The 13,304-nt window shown below is 56.9% G+C and carries 15 protein-coding genes and 1 tRNA gene; 9 read left to right on the top strand and 7 right to left on the bottom strand.

The features are described 5' to 3' along the window. Positions 1-1,693 precede the first annotated feature (1,693 nt). From ACGVKB_RS03590 to nrdJ, 3 genes are all read right to left on the bottom strand, one after another. On the bottom strand, positions 1,694-1,879 hold the full coding sequence (locus ACGVKB_RS03590; RefSeq protein ID WP_392349911.1) for a hypothetical protein: 186 nt from the start codon (positions 1,877-1,879) through the stop codon (positions 1,694-1,696). A 409-nt stretch (positions 1,880-2,288) separates the two neighbouring features. Then, positions 2,289-2,373, bottom strand: a tRNA-Ser gene (locus ACGVKB_RS03595). Between the two features lie 60 nt (positions 2,374-2,433). Further along, complete coding sequence (gene nrdJ, locus ACGVKB_RS03600; protein WP_392349912.1) at positions 2,434-4,764, bottom strand: ribonucleoside-triphosphate reductase, adenosylcobalamin-dependent; 2,331 nt, start codon at positions 4,762-4,764, stop codon at positions 2,434-2,436. Positions 4,765-4,877: 113 nt separating this feature from the next. On the opposite strand from nrdJ, the gene ACGVKB_RS03605 reads away from it, so the two are divergent. From ACGVKB_RS03605 to ACGVKB_RS03620, 4 genes are all read left to right on the top strand, one after another. Continuing rightward, positions 4,878-5,549: a class I SAM-dependent methyltransferase gene (locus ACGVKB_RS03605; protein WP_392349913.1), complete on the top strand. Its 672-nt coding sequence runs from the start codon at positions 4,878-4,880 to the stop codon at positions 5,547-5,549. Positions 5,550-5,615: 66 nt separating this feature from the next. Continuing rightward, positions 5,616-7,268, top strand: a complete 1,653-nt coding sequence (locus ACGVKB_RS03610; protein ID WP_392349914.1) for a peptide chain release factor 3 — start codon at positions 5,616-5,618, stop codon at positions 7,266-7,268. A gap of 115 nt (positions 7,269-7,383) precedes the next feature. Further along, positions 7,384-7,605 carry a hypothetical protein gene (locus ACGVKB_RS03615; protein ID WP_392349915.1) on the top strand — a complete coding sequence of 74 codons (222 nt, stop codon included), beginning with the start codon at positions 7,384-7,386 and terminating at the stop codon, positions 7,603-7,605. A gap of 42 nt (positions 7,606-7,647) precedes the next feature. Further along, on the top strand, positions 7,648-8,331 hold the full coding sequence (locus ACGVKB_RS03620; protein WP_392349916.1) for a CPP1-like family protein: 684 nt from the start codon (positions 7,648-7,650) through the stop codon (positions 8,329-8,331). On the opposite strand, the gene hslO is transcribed toward ACGVKB_RS03620, so the two are convergent. Next, entirely contained in the window at positions 8,328-9,245 is a 918-nt protein-coding gene (gene hslO / locus ACGVKB_RS03625) for an Hsp33 family molecular chaperone HslO (RefSeq protein WP_392349925.1), read from the bottom strand. The genes ACGVKB_RS03620 and hslO overlap by 4 nt on opposite strands. Before the next feature lie 14 nt (positions 9,246-9,259). Further along, positions 9,260-9,898: an ABC transporter ATP-binding protein gene (locus tag ACGVKB_RS03630; RefSeq protein WP_392349917.1), complete on the bottom strand. Its 639-nt coding sequence runs from the start codon at positions 9,896-9,898 to the stop codon at positions 9,260-9,262. Positions 9,899-9,940: 42 nt separating this feature from the next. Here ACGVKB_RS03630 and ACGVKB_RS03635 point away from each other — a divergent pair, with 42 nt between their 5' ends. From ACGVKB_RS03635 to ACGVKB_RS03645, 3 genes are all read left to right on the top strand, one after another. Then, positions 9,941-10,393 carry a DUF3531 family protein gene (locus ACGVKB_RS03635; RefSeq protein WP_392349918.1) on the top strand — a complete coding sequence of 151 codons (453 nt, stop codon included), beginning with the start codon at positions 9,941-9,943 and terminating at the stop codon, positions 10,391-10,393. Continuing rightward, on the top strand, positions 10,383-11,123 hold the full coding sequence (locus tag ACGVKB_RS03640) for a 16S rRNA (uracil(1498)-N(3))-methyltransferase (protein ID WP_392349919.1): 741 nt from the start codon (positions 10,383-10,385) through the stop codon (positions 11,121-11,123). The genes ACGVKB_RS03635 and ACGVKB_RS03640 overlap by 11 nt, the downstream gene beginning before the upstream one ends. A gap of 65 nt (positions 11,124-11,188) precedes the next feature. Beyond that, positions 11,189-11,683 (top strand): hypothetical protein, encoded by a 495-nt coding sequence (locus tag ACGVKB_RS03645; protein WP_392349920.1) that lies wholly within the window; start codon positions 11,189-11,191, stop codon positions 11,681-11,683. 3 nt (positions 11,684-11,686) lie between these two features. Here the strand turns inward: ACGVKB_RS03645 and ACGVKB_RS03650 are convergent, their stop codons facing one another. Next, entirely contained in the window at positions 11,687-11,881 is a 195-nt protein-coding gene (locus ACGVKB_RS03650; protein WP_392349921.1) for a hypothetical protein, read from the bottom strand. Positions 11,882-12,038: 157 nt separating this feature from the next. Here ACGVKB_RS03650 and ACGVKB_RS03655 point away from each other — a divergent pair, with 157 nt between their 5' ends. Together ACGVKB_RS03655 and ACGVKB_RS03660 are read left to right on the top strand one after the other, a co-directional pair. After that, positions 12,039-12,230, top strand: a complete 192-nt coding sequence (locus ACGVKB_RS03655; protein WP_392349922.1) for a hypothetical protein — start codon at positions 12,039-12,041, stop codon at positions 12,228-12,230. Positions 12,231-12,646: 416 nt separating this feature from the next. Continuing rightward, positions 12,647-12,925: a DUF3104 domain-containing protein gene (locus ACGVKB_RS03660; protein WP_392349923.1), complete on the top strand. Its 279-nt coding sequence runs from the start codon at positions 12,647-12,649 to the stop codon at positions 12,923-12,925. A gap of 191 nt (positions 12,926-13,116) precedes the next feature. On the opposite strand, the gene ACGVKB_RS03665 is transcribed toward ACGVKB_RS03660, so the two are convergent. Continuing rightward, positions 13,117-13,304 (bottom strand): hypothetical protein (locus ACGVKB_RS03665; RefSeq protein WP_392349924.1); only part of this gene is annotated, 188 nt, incomplete at its 5' end.

A 13,304-nucleotide genomic window follows, 5' to 3' on the forward strand; every position in this document is an offset into this window, starting at 1 on the left:
ATCGCTATTCGATGCTGGGTTGGAAGCTACCGTTGTCAACTTTTTGATGCTTTTAATCTGGTCGGATTTTTGCACCACAGTGTTATCGCCTCGTTGAATGCCGTGGTCGCAAGTGGCACGACGAATTGAAATTTCCATTCGCATCTTCCTGGCTGCTTGGTTGCGTGCTCGCTCGATTGTTCTGATGAGGGTATTTTGAGTGTTTGATTATGAACTAACGGATAATTTGACAGCGTAGAAATGAAGATCCACTGCAGAATCACTTTGGTGACAGACCTGGCTCTGTATTTGATTTTATTTTCAATCATCAGCTTGTCCTGTTGATTGCGTTGACTGTCTTAAGAGGATCTCTTTGAATTGCCCCTAATGCGTCGAGAGAGTGATATTTTGAGGCTTCTATGGTGCTCTTGGTTGGCAATTTCGAGCGATAAAATTGCTCGCTTTGCACCGTTGCAACCGATTCTGTGTGCGAGTTGTATCTAGGCCTACGCTTTAATTGTTGTGGTGTGCACTTTTCTTGGCTTTTGAATGGCTGTGTTTGGAGGAGAGATGCAGCAAATTTGATGCTTTGTCGTCTTCTTCGGTTTTGGTCAGTTTTTTGACAAGATTGAATGTGTCGTGAGCAGACATTTCTCCGTCTGACTCCCACTTCAGTGACGACAACTCTGAGTGGGACATGGAGTGTGCACGATTCGGGCCAACATAAGTGCTTTCGCTGGCATGCCGTGCGCTTCTGGGGGCAATTAAATCTGTAGTTATCTGGAAGCTTGTACTTATTGCTACGAGTCTTTAGATGGCCGCCGCACTCTGATAAATCTGTAATCAGAGTAGGAGCGCTGTTAGTTGACCTGGTCCATCCTGTGTGAATCGATACAATTGAGTCGAAAGGCATGTTTTGATGAACGGTAAGTTCTTGGTGGTTGGAATCGTTCTTTTTTTTCTTGCGTTCTTCGTGTTCGAATCCTTGATGATGAGGGGTCTGCCGCACTAGTTCTCAGTCGGTTGATGCATTCTGGTTGTGGGTTTGTCTTCTTAGCTCGACCATCATCTTATGAAAGCACTCTTTGGGCTCACCTTGGTTGACCGTCTTTTGCCCCGGTATGACTGTGTTGTTGAGCTGATTTGAAGCCTGATCTTTGGACACTCGTTTTCAACGATTGCCCAAGCTTTTCTTATTTCGACATTGTTTTGGGCCTGCCGTCTGGCATCCATCTTCCACCGCTTTGATGGAATAAAGAAGATAGTGAGTTGTGGGGTCCCCTCCCTGTTCGGATAAGGCATACGTCTTTCCCGTTTTATGGCCAAGTTTTGCCATGCCTTGTTTGCGCGTTCGATGGGCTCCCTGCTTCCCAAGGGCGGCCACGTTCATCGACCCATAGAGCCAATCGCAGACATTGGCGAACCATCGGAGCACTCGATGTTTCCACCTTCGTCGGCCTTGGGGATGGTTGTCTTGATTCTGATGTGCACCGGTTGGGAGCATGACGGTCGTTCTCGCCGATGCACAAACCATCGCTGGATCGAGCTTCCATCGCGATGACGTGCCTCAAGTCCCGCTGTGATCGTGATCACTCCGGTTCGTTCCGTCTTGATCAGTGGTTTTGGGTCGTTTCGACCTCGTCAATCCGAGCGCATAGTGCTGAGTTTCATGCAAGCGTTCCCGCAAGGCCCGACGCCTGACATTGGCTCTGGATCAAGGAGCGATGTTGCGCTCGCTGCAGGATCGCTGGCGCCGTTGCTGCTGATTGGAGCCAACCGCCAGACGGTGGAGTTCAGCAGCTGAGAGGGGGCGTACAGCGGCGATAAGCGCATCGTCGGTCCAGTAATCAGGACTGTCGAGCGTTCCGAGGCGTAGGGGACAGGATGGGCCCATCGTCATGACGGCCTCCTTTAGGTTCTCTTCATCATGGCCTTGGTGGGGCCGTTGAGTCCAGCTGATCAGCTCTGAGTCTCGATGTTGTCTTGGCTATTGAGCTCCTGGCGGCTCTCATCCTCAGCAGCTTGTCTTGCTGTCGGAAGGGCCTTGTCATGTGCCAGACAGGCTTCGAGGCGTTGAAGCTCAGCTTCGCGAATGAGTGAGGCGTTGTTCAAGGCAAATCTGTGCAAATCCGATGGCAGCCCATTGGCGGCGCTTTCGGTGGTGCGCCTGCAATTTAAGCAATGGAACCGAGGCTGCAATAGGTCAAATCACCGACTGCTGACATCCAGCCGTCTCAGTTGGCTGGAGCTCCCAGATCCCATCAAAAATCCCGATCCTGTCAGGGATGTCGGTGATGGGTTGGTTGCAACGGAGAGGGTGGGATTCGAACCCACGGATGCTTTCACATCGCTGGTTTTCAAGACCAGAGCCATCAACCACTCGACCACCTCTCCAGGTGGGACGAATCCCGGTTGAACCGAAATCCGTCCTGATTTTAGTGTGTCGTCCGCTGATCAGTTGCCCGGCTTCGCCAGTGGCAGCAGGCACTTGTCCGAGTCACAGCCGGCAGGTCCTGCTTCGGTCAGTTCACCCTGGTCATAACGCTGCAGGGCTTCGAAGAAGTCGCTGCTGACGCGTCGTTTGACCACATCAGCCTGCATCTGTTCATAGGTGGCCGCATCGATCGGCTCGAACGGGAGCCTCGGGAAGGTGGCATTGGCGTCAAAGCGCGCCAGCAGGGCTGCAGAGATGTAGCCCTCACCGTTCAGCATCGCCTGGTGCAGCGCCTCGGAGAGCGCTTCGATTTCGTTCTCACGGAATTCAATCGTTGCTGAGGTGTTGTGGGCGGTGTAATGCCGTTGAACCTGCATATAGAAGTCGAACTGCGCCATCGCTGAGAAGGCGTTGATGTCAACGGAATCGGCTCCCGGCAGATTCGCCCAGCTCACTTCGGTTGGAATCTCGACCAGCCATTCAGTGCAGCGGGGGTCGAAGGGATCGTTGAGCAGACGTCCGTCGTCATCTTTGTCCGACTGCGACGGAACGATGGTGTAGCCGTAGTCCATGCAGGCCATGGCCACGGGATCGTTCTTGCGGAAGGTGATCCGTCGGATGAAGCGCTGTGCTTTGGGGGGGTGCCAGCCGGGGGCTGCGCCGGTGAGCAAGCTCTTGGTGCCAGCCGGTTGCACCGTTGTGCAGCGGTTGGGCCGACGCAGCCCGTGGCGGTCGCAATAATCCCAAACGGTGTCATTGACGATTGACTTCCAGCGGCTCAGATAAGCCGCTTCCTTGTCTTTGAAGGCCTGGCCGGCTTCGGTGTCCGGCCGTCCGGCTTGCCACCACAGCAGCCATTCGGTGCCGAAGGCATGAACGAAGAAATCAAACAGGCCAGTGAAGCTGACCCCGACGATCGGGTCCCATTCACGGCTTTGGCGGTATCGCTCGACCTCAAAGCGGTGGTTCAGCAGGCAAGCCACGGAAAGAGCACCCGCTTTAAAGGCATCTTCCTGCGCTTGGAGATCGTTCGGATCAATCTGGTTGAGGTGAATTTCCGCCAGGTTGCAGTGGAAATCAGCACCCAGAATTTCGCCGCAGGGATTCAGGCCATAGCGCCCAAGGCGATGCTCGAGTTCGGCATCGCTGATCGTGCCGTGGTTGGTCTGCAACCAGCGGCCGGCTTCGTCTCGGCCCTGATCGCAGTAAATCTCGATGAATTCCTGCCTCAGTTCCGGTGTGGTGAGCAGATCAGCATTCGAGCGGGCAATGGCTTCAGGGGCGAACTGAATCGCACCTTCCCCGGAGTGGAACTGTTTGGTGACAGCCGCAAGAACCACGTCTTTGCTGGGTCGGGTGTGATACACACGGGTGTGGTTGGCCATGCGTAGGGCATCCCGTTCCGGATCGATGCGCCAGTTGCCTTCGCTGTCTTGCTGCCAAAGATTGTCCTTAGCGGATGACGCGCTGGTGTCGTCGGAGGAAAACTGCCGCATCCCCGCACTGCGCCGGATGTTGCCGGCCACAATCGTGACGGCGGCTTCATCGATCAGCAAGCAGCATTCGATGGATGTGAGTTGGCGGCCGATGGCTTTGTTCAGCAGCCGTGCCACGCGGCCATAAAGGTCTTTCAACTTGACTGGATTGGCCATCCCCCCGAAGCCCTTCAGGGTTTCGCCGACGGGACGCACGTCGTTGAGATCGACTTCGATCGATACGGTTCCACCGTCGAAGCGAGGATCGCTGCACAACTCGAGCAGCAACTGGTAGCTGTCGACCCACCCGCGTCGCGTGTCTCCAACCTTGATGCGCACCGTATTGCCGTCAATCGCATGGGTGCAGCTCTCCTGGCGTTCACCTTCAGGAGTCACGCCGATCTCGCTGACTGAGACCACTTCCAGCCTGTTGCGAATCGCTGGCAGGCGATTGATGAGATGGGGTTCGATGATCGCCCCGGTTCCACAGCCCATCATCGCCAGGTCCATCATCAGACCGAAGGCTTCCCAATCGATGAGATTGGTGGAGGTGCAGTTGTAAGAACCTGAGAAATTTTCCTGCTGTTCGATCCAGGGTGTGCCACCGATCCACAGCCAACGACCGGACGGCAGGGCCTTTTTCTCAGCCTGCATCCGTGCCATCAGATCAACTTCTTCCTGACTCAGATCTCCAAGTTTCTGGAGTCCACTCAGGTTGCGTTGGCCCACTTGGCTCCAACTTTCTCGTCCGCCGGGGGTTCGACGGCTGTAGGTCCGATAAAAGACAGGATTTGCAGCTGGAGCGCTGATGGGGAAGTCGCCGAGCTTGGCGCTCGCGTTCGCGGCGACTTCAGCGCGACTCGGAGTCAGTGTCACGTGCGTAGGCACTTAGGTGCGGTCACACTAACGCCACAGATGGGGTGGGCAAGAGTTCCATACCACCAGTTACAGCGCTTTAATCATGCTGATTCCGAAAACGGTGCGAACTGATGCAGCGTCGTCCTGAGCCGGAGCTAATGACGGACCCGGATCAGGTTCGTGCCTATGCCGGAGCTGATTTCAGTGCTGGCGATCGTGTTCTGATCGAACTCCTGGAACCGTTATTGGAGGGCCGTCCTGGTCCGCTGAGGCTGGTGGATCTTGGTTGTGGCCCCGGAAACATCACCCTGCGCCTGGCCGAGCACTGGCCTGAAGCCGATGTGATCGGGATCGATGGTTCGGCTCCCATGCTCACCGTCGCTCGGGAGCGAGCCCAGCACCAGGGCGTCGCCGCTCGGTTCCTTGAGGCCTCCCTGCAACAGCTCAGCGCGATGTCCCTGCCCACATCGATAGCTCCTGCCGCTGCTGTGGTGAGCAACAGCCTGTTGCATCACCTCCACGATCCCCTCGAGCTCTGGCGCCTGGTTCGTTGTTGCGGTGGGTCTGGCACGGCGATCGTGCATCGGGATCTGCGTCGCCCCGACTCCGAGGTTGAGCTTGACCGGCTTCAGCAGCGTTATCTCCCGTCAGCACCGGATTGTTTGATTGCCGATTACCGCGCGTCGTTGCGGGCCGCTTTCACCATCGAGGAGGTGCAGGCGCAGTTGAAACGGCTTGACCTGGACCATCTGACCGTGCAGGCAGAGGACGACCGTTATTTAACGGTGGTTGGAGTGCTCTGATCTCGCCCATGATCGCCATCGCCATTGGACTCTGCCCTGGCAGGCTGGGGTCACTGTGAGGACGAGATGAGTCAGTCAGCTGCCCCGACAGCCGCGGATCAGGGCCTGGGAGACCTGCTTGCCAACGCCGTAGACCGGCGGCGCAATTTTGCGATCATTTCCCACCCTGATGCGGGCAAGACAACGCTGACTGAGAAGTTGTTGCTCTACGGCGGCGCCATCCAAGAGGCTGGGGCTGTCAAGGCCCGCGGCGAACAACGCAAGGTCACATCCGACTGGATGGAGCTCGAGAAACAGCGCGGGATCTCGATCACCTCCACTGTTCTTCAGTTCGACTACGACGCCACCACGATCAATCTTCTCGATACCCCTGGTCACCAGGATTTTTCAGAAGACACCTACCGAACCCTGGCGGCGGCTGACAACGCCGTGATGTTGGAAGATGCCGCTAAGGGACTTGAGCCTCAAACACGCAAATTGTTTGAGGTCTGTCGCATGCGAGAGATCCCGATTTTCACGTTCATCAACAAGATGGACCGTCCCGGTCGGGATCCACTCAGTCTTCTGGACGAGATTGAGTCTGAGCTGGAGCTGACCCCTTGGGCGGTGAACTGGCCGATCGGGAGCGGTGAACAATTCCGTGGGGTGATCGATCGACGCAGCCGCGATGTGATGTTGTTCAGTCGGGCGGAACGCGGCCGACAGGCCACGGAGCAGCGCCTGAAGCTGGACGATCCTCAGCTCAGGGAATTGGTGGAGGAGGACTTGCTCGATGCGGCTGTCGAGGAGCTCGATTTGCTGGAGGCGGCCGGGGCCGAACTGGACCTTGAGCTCGTGCATGCCGGTGAGCTCACGCCGGTGTTCTTTGGATCCGCCATGACCAACTTCGGAGTGCGTCCCTTTCTGGATGCCTTTCTGGAAATGGCACAACGGCCGATTGCCAGGTCCAGCAGTGAAGGATTGGTCGATCCGTTGCGGGAGGGCTTCAGCGGTTTCGTGTTCAAACTGCAGGCCAACATGGATCCGCGTCACCGTGACCGTGTGGCTTTTGTGCGGGTTTGCAGTGGTCGGTTTGAAAAAGACATGACCGTGAAACATGCGCGAACGGGCAAAGCCATCCGTTTGTCCAGGCCACAAAAGTTGTTTGGTCAGGATCGTGCCGTTGTGGAAGATGCCTATCCCGGCGATGTGATCGGCCTGAACAATCCAGGCATGTTTGCCATCGGGGATACGTTGTATGTGGGGTCGAAGGTTGAGTATGAGGGGATCCCCTGTTTCAGCCCTGAAATTTTCAGCTGGTTGCGAAACCCCAATCCTTCAGCATTCAAGAATTTCCGTAAGGGAGTGAATGAACTGCGGGAAGAAGGTGCCGTACAGATTTTGTACGACACCGATGAAAGCAAACGCGATCCCATTCTGGCGGCCGTTGGCCAGCTTCAGCTCGAGGTGGTCCAGCACCGCCTGGAAAACGAATACGGTGTTGAAACACGGCTGGAACCGTTGGGATATCAGGTGGCGCGTTGGGTGAGTGGTGGCTGGCCACAATTGGAGCGTATTGGTCGAATCTTCAATTGCAAGACCGTGCGTGATGCCTGGGATCGTCCGGTTCTGTTGTTTAAAAACGAGTGGAACCTCAACCAACTCAATGAAGATCACCCTGACCTCGAACTCAGTGCCGTTGCACCGGTGGTGAGCGGAGTGGAACCGATCAGTCTTTGATGGTTGCTTTGCGCCGGATCTGTCCGGTTATCGACGCAATGGAACCTTGGCCGTTGTTGTCAGCCACGGCTGCATCTCGGCCCCGCCAGACTGAGTTCAGCGAGCTGAGCATTGGATGGGAACTCTCTGGCTGCTGCGCAGCTGCGACGATGGGGGAACTGATTACGTCTGTTTCCGACCTCAACACGATCTCATCGAAATCCTGGAGGGATATCACCTTCCTCCACAAATGCCTCTGATCAAGCGTCGGCAACGTCTTCATCCCGACGATGCGACCACTCGCCTCAATCGACTCGAACACAGCGAAGGCTTTCGCCACGGAGCACCGCTGTTCTGATCGCAGCTGATTAGCCTCTGCCTAAGTCGAGGCTTCAGTGCAATGGCAGCGGTAGGTGATTCAGGTCCTGATCAGAACGCTGAAGATCCCTACGCAAGGCTGGGCCTGTCCCAGGGCGCCAGCTTTGAGCAGGTGCAGCAGGCCAGACAAGCCTGCCTCGATCAAGTCGGTGATGATCAACAGGCCCGCGCTCGCGTGGAGTCGGCCTACGACGCTGTGTTGATGTCGCGCTTGCGTGAGCGCCAACAGGGTCAGCTCAGCGAAGCGGCCGCCGACGCTTCAGTCCGCGAGGAGTCGGGCAACAAGTCGACGGCGTTCCAGGCCACCGGTGTCCTGCAGAAGCTCCAGCCCAAATTGATGGATGCCGGTCAGGCGATTAGCGATATGCGGCCTCAGGTGGCCCTGGTTCAAGGGCCAGGTCTGTGGATCAGGCTCGGGATTGGTTCCTTGGCGATGGTGGCCTTGCTGCTGAGCTCAGACAGTGTTCAGCTGGTCCTTGCCCTCGGTCTGATCGGTGGCTACGTCAGTGCCGTTCGCCGCGGTCGGCGCCCCCTATCGTCCTTGGGTTGGACCCTTGCCTCTGTGGTGGTGGGCTTGGTCGCCGGTGGTGTGCTGGCCGCAGCCCTGTCACCGTCAGCCGTGGACCAGTTGAACTTGAATTCCGATCAGATCCAAGCCATTCCCGCAGCAGTGCTGCTCTGGCTCACGGCTCTACTGCTGGCTTAGGCCGCGCTCGGAAATTCATCGATCAGGGAACTCAGCTCCTCTCGATCGACCACATATCGGTTGCTGCAGAAGTGGCAGGTCAGTTCAGCCTGTCCATCTTCAATCAGCATGTCCTGGAGTTCGTCCCGTCCGAGCATCTTGAGAGCGCCGATGCTGCGTTCCCTGCTGCAACGGCAGTGAAACGACAGCGGCTGATTGGATTCAGCGCCATCCAGTGGTTTGGGATCAAGGTCAGGAAAGACATCCATCAGGAGATCTTCCAGGGAGTTCTGACAACGGCTGAGACGTCCACTGAAATCCTCCACTTCGCGGCAGCGCATTTCAAGGAGCTCCACCAGGGCAGGTTCTTGAGCGGCCTTGGGCAGCACTTGAACCAGCAGGCCACCGCTGGATTCGAGCCCGTCGCTGCGAATCGTTTCGCCGACGAACACCGCCGATGGTGTCTGCTCGGAGTGCAGAAGGTAAGAGGCAACGTCCTCACCGATGCCGCCGTTCACCAGCTCCACAGTGCTGTTGAACGGTTCCCCTTTGCCGTCATCGCGCATGACGTGGAGATAACCGGTGCCCACCGCTGCCTTGAAGTCAAAGCCGTAGTGGCCATCGGCATCAGCGACCGGATCCAGCTCCAGTTCAGGGTTGCCGACGTAGCCGCGGACGGTGCCGTCCCGACCGGCATCCACCATCAAGCCCCGCAAGGGGCCATCGGAGCCCACCCGCAAATTCACCCGTCCGTGCCGCACCTTCATCGAACTCGCGAGCATCAGCCCGGCACTCATGGAGCGGCCCAGCAGCACGGTGGTCAGATATGACAGCCCATGGCGACGCTGTGCTTCCCGCAGGGTGTCCGTTGTTGAGACCGCCACCAGGCGGATTCCTCCCCCCGCAGCCGTTGCTCGGACCAACCGGTCGGCCAAATTAATCGTTCCGCTCAGGGCAATGTAGACATCGGCATCAGCTCGCCGTTTTTCAGCTGATGCCGTTGGCAAGCCCAGCTTTTGAAGAGTTCGGGCTCATGGGTGACCACGATCAGCACCTGCTCACGGGCCAGTTCGGCCAACAACTGCAGCACGTCGTCGCGCACTGACCAGTCCAGTCCGGCTGTGGGTTCATCGAGCAGCAGCACATTGGCGCCCCGGAGCAACTGCACCGCGATGGCCAGCCGACGTTGCTGTCCTCCACTGAGGCGCTCCGGTTGGGTGCTGCGGTCGATGCCCGTCAGCCCGACGCGATTCAGTACCTGTTCCTGCGCTTCCGTACTCAGACGCCGCAGACCCAAACGCAATTCCTGGGCAACGGTGAGCCCTAGAAAATGACGCTCCGGGAACTGAAACACCATCCCGGTGATCCAGCGTCGCTGGCGTGGAGATAACGCTTCCCCATTCCACAGCACCTGTCCAGAGCGCTCGCGGGAGAGGCCGCTGATCATGTCCAACAGACTGGTCTTTCCAGACCCGCTGGCGCCTGAAATCAGAACAGGTTGGCCCGCACGTGCCACAAAGCTGACGTCCCGTAGGACGGCAGATGCCGCCGTGGCAGGCGCGTAGGTGAGATTCTGCAGTTCAAGCATCCGTCACAGCTTGACCGATGATGCGAAGGACGCGCTGGTCCCATGGACGTTCGTTTTCGCGAGATTGACCCATTCAATTGCTGGATCTGGCTTCGTTTTCCAGAGGCTCCCAGTTCCGGTGAAATCAGCTATGTCGATGGTGTTCTGGATAGTTGGTACGTGATTGGACGCCTCGGTGGATTCAATGCGGAGAATCTGCAGGTCCATGACAACAGCTCTGATCTGAGCTGGATGAGCTACGACAACGACGATGCTCAATCAGCACTGCCGGCCCTGATGCACAACATGGGCCAGATGGAATACCAGGGCATGTGGGGGCGTTTTTGGATCGATCTCGGCACCAGTGACGGCATCGGCCTGGATGTCCTGATCAACGCTCTGCGCCAGCTGGATTCTGACGTTGTTCAGATTGCTGAGCTTGTGATCGGTGGGATCAACGAGGATTGGCCCGTCGAGGAACATCCCGATAGCGTCTTCCCCAACGGTGGGTCGTGAACGTCGGCGCCTCCTGATGGATCCAGTCCATCGGGTTGGGGATGGACGTCAAATCCCTTTGTCGGAGTCCGAACGGCATTATCTGCGGCGTGTGCTGCGGTTGCGGGTGGGGGATCAGGTGGATGTTGTTGATGGTCAGGGTGGACTTTGGCTCGCCAGCCTGGACAGCTCCGATCGACTGATGCTCGCCTCTGACCCTGATACACCGCAGGACTATGAACCCAGACCCAGCCATCGGCTTGGATTGGTCGTCGCGCTCATGCGTCGGGATACCGATGTTTGGATTCGGATGGCCTGTGAATTGGGCATCGATGACCTCCATCCCGTGATCACGGAGCGTTGTGTGCCCCAAGCCGAGCAACGGCAAGAGCGTTGGCAATCGATTGTTCAGGAGTCAGTGGAACAGTGTGAGCGGCTCTGGGCTCCGGTGCTCCATCCTGTGGTTTCTCTGATCGATTGCCTCTCGGGATCCGATGCCCGGATCGCCATGGCGGTGACACGGCAGCACCAAGCGTCACCGTTGTCTGCTTGGTTGATGGATGGTGACGCCCCAGAGAAGACTTGGCTGGTGGTGGGGCCTGAGGGTGGCTGGAGTGCTGAGGAGCAAACCCTGATGACGACGGGCCGGCTCACACCGGTTTCCCTCGGCAGCTCCATTCTGCGCAGTTCAACAGCAGCGGTTCGTGGAGCCGTTGAGTTGGTGCAGTGGCGAGAGTCTCAGCGGCAGTAAGACGGGGCTGCGGCGTTGCGACTGAGTTCATAGCGTGGTGGTGATCACCCGTCAGAGCTTCTGAGATGGCCAACCTCGAGATCACCATCACCGAGCTGACTTCGATCTGTCGTGAGGTCCTGGAAGATGCCTATCTGCAAATGAGGAATCGGGCGAGTTGGGATCTCAATTGCCCGGTCGTCGTTGTAGATGCCAGGCATCAACCCCCGCGGCAGGTTCAGATCGGTGTGGGTGGTGTTGGGGGTGTGGTCCCTGTCTCCACCGCAATTGAAAACCCTCTGATCCGGGAATGGCTGGAGATCAGTGCAGAAGTGGCTCAGCCCCAGGAGGCGATGGACGAGATGCTGAGCCGCTACGCCAGCGACTTCTCCGATGCCTATGCCGATTTTCAGGATGAAAAAATCCGCAAGGGTGGCTGTCTCATCGGCTCTGACGACCTGGCTGCGTTTGTCAATCAATCCCGCACGGCTTATCCCGAAAAAATCGCTGTTCTTGCGGTCCTACCCGGTGCTGAGGAGCACCAGTGGAGTGTGATTCCGTTCAGTTGGACACCGGCCTGAGGCCTAGCGCTCGTTGATGTCGCAACGGAGCATGGAGGGTGCAGGACAGTCCAGACCCTTGTGATGCCGGAGATAGGCGAAGGCACCTTCAATCGTTGTCAGTTCCGAACGGATGGCTTGGCCATGGGGACGCGAGTCGTTCAGCAGAAGTTGCTGGTTGAGTTGGTCACGCCGGTGCAGAAGATCATTGAGGTCCATCGAATGCACATCTCGCTCTACTTGTTCTAGGCATGTTGCCGGCAGGAGTCACTGATGCTGTCCGGTGTGCGTGCTGAAGATTGGCTGAGCGCGTGGATCTCATGTCTTCACGCCACAAGCACGAAGTTCGTAAGCTGAGCTCTGATCGGTTTGTTCTGTGTCTTACTTGCCAACAAAAGAGCATTTAGACCATCAGATTCCTCATTTTTTTCAACAGGTCAATGCTCTGATTTGCAGCTTCCAAGCTGAAACAGGTGCAGATGATGCGGCAGTGGCAGTGATGTTGGGACGATTGGCCGAGAAGTATCAACAACGGCCGATTCATCAAGACGGCTTTGGTTTTCGTTAAAAACCATCGGTCCTATGCCTAAGGATTTTTAGTCTTGTTATTCGTTCTGCTGAAATCTCCGATTTCAAGACGTGATCATCAAGGTTGCGTCCAGTGTGCCAATGTCTGGTTGGAGCCGTGACTGGACGACTCTGAGTTCTTATTCCGCCATGTCTCCTCAAGTCGGTGATGTTGATGCCATCCCCCGCTGCCAGATTCCGATAGGACTTGGGACGATGATTTTGGTTGAGACGTCCACGATCTGATGCTTGGGGTCCGTGGCGGTTCCAATCTTCAATCGTTGCTGGTCAGGAGAGTGCTTGGGCTGGATCGAGGCATGCCATGGGCTGCGAAGGCCATCGAGCCAATGGTGAGTGCAGCCAGCGGCTGGACGAACGTGGTGAATGGGCTAGAACATTTGCACTAATCGTAGTTCCATGAGCGAGAGCAAGGGGCCTGCAGCGCCACGGCCGACCGAGAGCCAGCCACCACCACTGTTTTTAAGCGTGAATCCTGGAATGACCGTTGTGGTTCAAGACGTTCCGACAGTGGGTCAGAACAGCGATGGCGGTTGGTGGATGGGTGACGTCATCAGTGTCGATGGCGGCGCCAGAGATCCGAGGGTGCCAACTCTGTTTCAAATCGCCGATGTTGATTCAGGTGAAATCCGCTGGGTCAACGCCGACTGCGTGACGCATGTTGTGCCGCGCTGTTGAAGGCGCTCTTATGCTTCAGGACGCGTAGAGAGCATCCCTGCAAGCAATGGCATCCTTAAATGTTCCATGGCTCCCGGGCGCATCTTGCCTTCGATTGAAAGCAAGCGACAAACAGCTCTAACGAGGACGTTGTGATGTGGTCATTGGGGCGCATCCAGTCATTTGTTGTTTTTGGCTGGGTAGGACTTTGGTCAACGTTGTATCTCGCCTTCGCGATTTCCGAGCGTTGTGAGCCCGGAGAAAAAATTGTGGGCTGCCTGATTGGTTACACCATCGTTTACGTTTTCGTCATTGCCCTTTTGACTTTTCCCGTCTATCTCCCGATTGCAGTCTACAATCGTTTCAATAATAGAAAACAGGTCAACCGCAAAAAGAATCT

It is taken from the genome of Parasynechococcus sp., from assembly GCF_042954325.1.
GTDB lineage: Bacteria > Cyanobacteriota > Cyanobacteriia > PCC-6307 > Cyanobiaceae > Parasynechococcus.

What these genes read in the sequence shown, in the direction of transcription:
- ACGVKB_RS03590 (WP_392349911.1), bottom strand. Translation starts at nt 1,879, where the DNA reads ATGACGATGGGCCCATCCTGTCCCCTACGCCTCGGAACGCTCGACAGT.
- ACGVKB_RS03605 (WP_392349913.1), top strand. Translation starts at nt 4,878, where the DNA reads ATGCAGCGTCGTCCTGAGCCGGAGCTAATGACGGACCCGGATCAGGTT.
- ACGVKB_RS03610 (WP_392349914.1), top strand. Translation starts at nt 5,616, where the DNA reads ATGAGTCAGTCAGCTGCCCCGACAGCCGCGGATCAGGGCCTGGGAGAC.
- ACGVKB_RS03615 (WP_392349915.1), top strand. Translation starts at nt 7,384, where the DNA reads ATGGGAACTCTCTGGCTGCTGCGCAGCTGCGACGATGGGGGAACTGAT.
- ACGVKB_RS03620 (WP_392349916.1), top strand. Translation starts at nt 7,648, where the DNA reads ATGGCAGCGGTAGGTGATTCAGGTCCTGATCAGAACGCTGAAGATCCC.
- ACGVKB_RS03630 (WP_392349917.1), bottom strand. Translation starts at nt 9,898, where the DNA reads ATGCTTGAACTGCAGAATCTCACCTACGCGCCTGCCACGGCGGCATCT.
- ACGVKB_RS03635 (WP_392349918.1), top strand. Translation starts at nt 9,941, where the DNA reads ATGGACGTTCGTTTTCGCGAGATTGACCCATTCAATTGCTGGATCTGG.
- ACGVKB_RS03645 (WP_392349920.1), top strand. Translation starts at nt 11,189, where the DNA reads ATGGCCAACCTCGAGATCACCATCACCGAGCTGACTTCGATCTGTCGT.
- ACGVKB_RS03650 (WP_392349921.1), bottom strand. Translation starts at nt 11,881, where the DNA reads ATGGACCTCAATGATCTTCTGCACCGGCGTGACCAACTCAACCAGCAA.
- ACGVKB_RS03660 (WP_392349923.1), top strand. Translation starts at nt 12,647, where the DNA reads ATGAGCGAGAGCAAGGGGCCTGCAGCGCCACGGCCGACCGAGAGCCAG.